We start from the raw sequence: 4,811 nt of genomic DNA on the forward strand, positions 1-4,811 counted from the left end.
TAATCCCAGGACTCTTTGGTCCGCCATCTCACTAGCCGTTCGCGGCACCAGCGCGTCGCGCGGGCCCCGGTCTTCGCCAGAGCTCCAGGGCTCGCGGAGTTCGAGGGGGGTCACCGTGCGGCGGGCTCACACCACGACGTTCGACGTCTGGCACGGCCAGCAGGTTTCGTGGTGGCCCGAAGACGCCAGGCGCCACCGCTCTGTCGGGAGGCATCGAGTGCCGGGAGAAACCCAGGAGTCAGCCCGGCGCCTACGGGGCCACCACGAACCCGACCTACCAGCAGTGCCGGTCTGTGGGGAGGCCTCTCGGGCCAAGACCATGCCAGGCATCTGCTGGTGAGTCGGTCCGGACCACTCCATGGGGAGCGATCCGGAACCACCTACCAACGGATTAGACCATGCAGCGTTTGAGGACTTCACGCTCCATCGCCAGTTCCTTGTTGTCCCGCTTGAGCTGGGCATTCTCCCGCCGCAGCCGCTCCAGTTCATCGCTCGCGCCCGCCGGCGCGGTCCCCGCCCGGCGGGCCCGGGACACCCAGCCGGCCAGCGTGGTCTCGTTGATCCCCAAATCCTCCGCGACCTCAGGGATCGACTTGCCGGTCTCCGTCACGATCCGTACAGCCCCCTCACGGAACTCCGGCTCGAACTTCCGTCGCTTCTCGGCCATGACTCTCAACATCCCCTGCAGTCACGGTCTCCACGCTACGAGGGGAGAGACAAAGTCCGGGTCCTTCGATCGCGTCCAGGACCGGGTGTGGGCGCCAGCGCACACCCTCGGCCAGCAGGATGCGACGGACCTGTGAGCGACTCACCTCGATCCCATCGGCCTGTGCTGCTGCGGCCAGGGAATCCAAGGTCCACTCGGGTGGACCCGACTCGAACCGGGCACCAGCTCCCGGAGCCGCCCTCCGTCGTCTTCCCGGCCGGATGGCTCTCAGGACGGCAGCGCCTGCTCCACCCAGATGGTCTTGCCGGTGGCCGTGTAGCGGGTGCCCCACCGCTGAGCCATCTGGGCGACGATGAACAGGCCCCTACCGCCCTCGTCATCGGTCTCGGCGTGCCGCAGATGAGGTGAGGTGTGCCCGGTATCGGACACCTCGCAGATGAGGCTCTCGTCGCGGATGAGCCGGACGTGGACCGGCCCGGCGGCGTAGCGGATGGCGTTGGTGAACAGCTCGCTGACGATGAGTTCGGTCGTGAACGCCAGATCGTCCAAGCCCCATGCGCCGAGCTGCTCTGTGGACGCCCTGCGTGCGTCGCCGACCAACACCGGATCGGGAGGCAGCTCCCACACCATCACCTGGTCCTCAGCAAGCATCCGGGTGCGCACGAGCAGCAGGGTCGCGTCGTCGTTCGCAGGACCCGGCAGGAGGGCCGCGACCGCGCGGTCACACAGCTCTTCCAGCGAACGCCGGTACTGGGCGAGGGTTTCGGCGAGCAGGCCGAGTCCGTTGTCATGGTCGTCGGCGGTCTGGACGAAGCCGTCGGTGAAGAGGGCGACGAGGCTGCCCGGGCAAAGCTGGAGTTCCGTGCTCTCGTACGGCAGACCTCCCACTCCCAGCGGTGGGCCCGCCGGCAGTTCCGGATACGTGGCGACGTCATCGTCCGGCCGGAGAAGCGCTGCCATCGGGTGTCCGGCGCGCGCCATGGTGCACCTTCCGGACACGGGGTCGTACACCGCGAACAGGCACGAGACCCCGAAGGCCGCTTCATCCGCGGGCTTCGGTCCGGCCGCGCCAGGGGCGCCACGCTTAGACGCCTCCTCCCGGGCGACCTGTCGGACGATGTCGTCCAGGCGGAAGAGGAGTTCGTCCGGAGCGAGATCGAGACGGGCCAGGACCCGTACACACGTACGCAGACGTCCCATGGCGGCGGCGGCGCGCAGGCCGTGGCCCGCCACCTCGCCGACGACCAGACCGACGCGCGTGCCCGAAAGCGGGATCGCGTCGAACCAGTCACCGCCCACCGCGGTCCGGCTGTCGCCCGGAACGTAACGGCTCGCCAGCTCCACGGCGGTCTGCGACGGCAGCCTGTCCGGCAGCAGGCTCCTCTGAAGTCTGAGTGCCGTGGTGTGCTCATGGGTGACCATCAGCATCAGCACGACGCCGATCAGCAGGGCACCGATGCCCACGACGGTCACTCCGCCCGTCCGACCGACGATCGGAAGGTCGAAGGACGTCTTGCCGTAAGCGGGATCGGCGTAGACACCGAAGGCGGCGTAGCAGAAGAAGAAGAGCATCATCAGCCCGCCCAGACCCGGCAGCAGACCCTTGAACAGGAAGTCCCTGCGGTCACGGGTGAGCACGCGCCGGTAGTACCAGACGCACGCGAAGCCAGTGAGCCCGTAGTAGAACGCGATGGCAAGGCCGATCGACCCGATGGAGTCGGCCAGGAAGTCACGGCTGATCACCGTTAGCAGGACCAGGAAGGCGATCGAAGCCAGGCCCATGCCGACGGTCGACCAGGTCGGGGTGAGGAATCTGCGGTGAACGCGGGCGAACCGGGAGGGAAGGGCCTTGTGCACGGCCATGGAGAAGACCGTCCGGGCCAGGGGCAGGATGGTGGTCTGCGTGGAGGCCGCTGAGGAGGTTAGCACCATGAGGATCAGCAGCTTGGCCAGGAAGAGCCCCGCGCCGTGGCTGCCGAAAACGGCAGAGCCGAGCCCCGAGAGCACGTCGCCCGCGTTGTCCTCGTTGCCGAGCCCGATCCCGGAGGCGCCGATTCCGGCGAATGCCTGCACCGAGGTCACCACCAGGGCGTAGGTGATCAGCAGCAGCACGGTTGAGATGACCGCGGCGCGCCCGGGGATACGGGTGCTCTCGGCGGTCTCCTCATTGACCGTGACGGCGGTGTCCCAGCCCCAGTAGACGAAGACGGCGGCAAGGATGCCTGCGGTCAGCGCCTTGGCGGAAGGCACGTCGAACGGATCGAACCAGGATGCGGAGACGCCGATCATCGTCTCCGGATTGCTGGTATAGGCCCTAACCAGGGCAGTGATGGCGAACAGCAGCAGGACGGCCACCTCGATGAGGAGGAGAGCGCACTGGACGGCGGCAGAGATCTCGATGCCGATGTAGCAGATCGCGGTCATCACGCCGATCCAGAGGACCCCCCCGAGGGTGGTCCATAGCCGGTCCTCCGCGAGTGCGTCGTAGCCCAGGAGCCGGAAGCTGTAGATGCCGGCGATCTCGGCAAGGTTGGCCATGACAATAATGTCGGCGACGATGATGCCCCAGCCACCCATCCAGCCAGCGCGCGGGCCGAAGGCACGCGTCGCCCAGGAGAACGTCGTCCCGCAGTCGGCGTTGCTCGCGTTGAGTTCCCTGTAGGCATACGCGATCAACAGCATCGGGATGAAAGCGAGCATCGTGATGATCGGCGCCTGAGGGCCGACGGCCGTTACGATGAGGCCGAGCGTGGCCGCCAGGCTGTAGGCCGGGGCGGTGGAGGCCATGCCGATGACTACGGACGAGAACAGCCCGAGCGTGTCGGACCTGAGGCCTTTCCTTCCCGCACCGGCGCCCGGCGCGCCGGACGGGAGACGGCCAGGGAACGGCTTCACACCGGATGCCGACTCGTCATCCTGCTCGGGCACTCCCATGGACCGATCTTGCGATCACCTCCGATGTGATTCAGGAAGCCACGCCGTGCACGGGAGAACCTGCCCGTTCACCGGAATCCACGCCCCCTCCTGCACGCCACCGCCCGCTCACTGCTGGTCTTCGACGTGCGGATGAAGCACGTCTCGTTCGTCGGCGACTCGGTGCTGGGCCGTCACGTGAACGTGGGGGCGTTCGTCTCCACTACGGCGCTGCGCGTCAATGGCGGCCGGGTCACCGAGCCCGCGACGAAGGAGATCACCGTGCTCCTCGGCGATCGGCGCATCGGCACCGGACAAACGAAGTTCGGCTCGGTCGCCGCCGACGACACCGCCATCCCGGCGGGCGCGGTCCTCCAGCCCGGGACCCTGATCGGCCCCGGCACCATCCTCTACCCGCGCGGACAGGTGGGCGGGTTCTTCCCCGCTGGCAGCCAGGTTCGCTGACACCCCGGGCGGAGAGGCAGAAACGCCTCTCCGCCCCCTTCAACGGAAGGAACAAGCTCATGTCCCGTCCCACCACGTGGCTTCCCCGCCACGAGTACATCCAGCAGGCCCCCAAGGCGATCGTCTACGCCTCCATGTTCTTCACCGACACCGAGGACCGGCCCCTGTGCCTGCGCTCCCCGAACCGGGGCGAGGTGTGGCAGATTCCCGTCGGCGTCATGGACGAAGGAGAGACCCCATGGGAGACCGCCGTACGCGAAACCCGTGAGGAGACCGGGCTCGTCATCACCAGCCCCCGCCCGCTGCTCCTCACCCACTTCGCCACCATCGACAAGGCATGGACCGTCCCGAGGATCGGGTTCATCTTCGACGGTGGCACCCTGAACCCCGACCAGCTCGGCGCCATCGTCTTGGATGCAGACGAGCACGACGGATGGGATGTGCGGACCCTGGCCGACTGGGAAGCGGAGATGATCCCGGCCAACTATGCCCGCCTCAAGGCCGTCCACGCAGCTCGTTCCCACGCGGGCCACGGCTACGTCGAAACCCGCGATATGGCTGCTACCAGTCCGACCCGCTGAACCCGAGGCCCTCAGTCGATCGCTGGCCGACTGAGGGCCTCCAATCGTGCTATCGCCAGTCCGAATTGATACTTCAGAATGGCTTTGTTCAGCTTGACTGTGTCGGGGATCTTGGAGTCGCCGGGGTCAGGTGCCCAGGGTGCGCCAGGACTTCGGCCGGGGGATCTCGTGCTGATCGAGGTAGG

The 4,811-nt window shown here is 67.4% G+C and carries 4 protein-coding genes; 2 read left to right on the plus strand and 2 right to left on the minus strand.

What is annotated here, in order from left to right:
- Positions 1–391 precede the first annotated feature (391 nt).
- The gene (locus ABTY04_RS40330; RefSeq protein ID WP_352218407.1) at positions 392–667 is read right to left on the minus strand and encodes a transposase; all 276 of its coding nucleotides are present in this window, start codon (positions 665–667) and stop codon (positions 392–394) included.
- A 267-nt stretch (positions 668–934) separates the two neighbouring features.
- On the minus strand, positions 935–3,454 hold the full coding sequence (locus ABTY04_RS40335; RefSeq protein ID WP_352218408.1) for a SpoIIE family protein phosphatase: 2,520 nt from the start codon (positions 3,452–3,454) through the stop codon (positions 935–937).
- A 279-nt stretch (positions 3,455–3,733) separates the two neighbouring features.
- On the opposite strand from ABTY04_RS40335, the gene ABTY04_RS40340 reads away from it, so the two are divergent.
- Both ABTY04_RS40340 and ABTY04_RS40345 read left to right on the plus strand, forming a co-directional pair.
- Positions 3,734–4,045, plus strand: a complete 312-nt coding sequence (locus ABTY04_RS40340) for an LbetaH domain-containing protein (RefSeq protein WP_352218409.1) — start codon at positions 3,734–3,736, stop codon at positions 4,043–4,045.
- A 59-nt stretch (positions 4,046–4,104) separates the two neighbouring features.
- Complete coding sequence (locus tag ABTY04_RS40345) at positions 4,105–4,626, plus strand: NUDIX domain-containing protein (protein ID WP_352218410.1); 522 nt, start codon at positions 4,105–4,107, stop codon at positions 4,624–4,626.
- Positions 4,627–4,811 lie beyond the last annotated feature (185 nt).

This window comes from Streptomyces sp. NPDC097981 (assembly GCF_040302565.1).
Classification (GTDB): domain Bacteria; phylum Actinomycetota; class Actinomycetes; order Streptomycetales; family Streptomycetaceae; genus Streptomyces.

Excerpts from the sequence above, each read along its gene's own strand:
- ABTY04_RS40330 (WP_352218407.1), bottom strand. The coding sequence starts at position 667 with ATGGCCGAGAAGCGACGGAAGTTCGAGCCGGAGTTCCGTGAGGGGGCT.
- ABTY04_RS40335 (WP_352218408.1), bottom strand. The coding sequence starts at position 3,454 with ATGGCCTCCACCGCCCCGGCCTACAGCCTGGCGGCCACGCTCGGCCTC.
- ABTY04_RS40345 (WP_352218410.1), top strand. The coding sequence starts at position 4,105 with ATGTCCCGTCCCACCACGTGGCTTCCCCGCCACGAGTACATCCAGCAG.
- ABTY04_RS40340 (WP_352218409.1), top strand. The coding sequence starts at position 3,734 with ATGAAGCACGTCTCGTTCGTCGGCGACTCGGTGCTGGGCCGTCACGTG.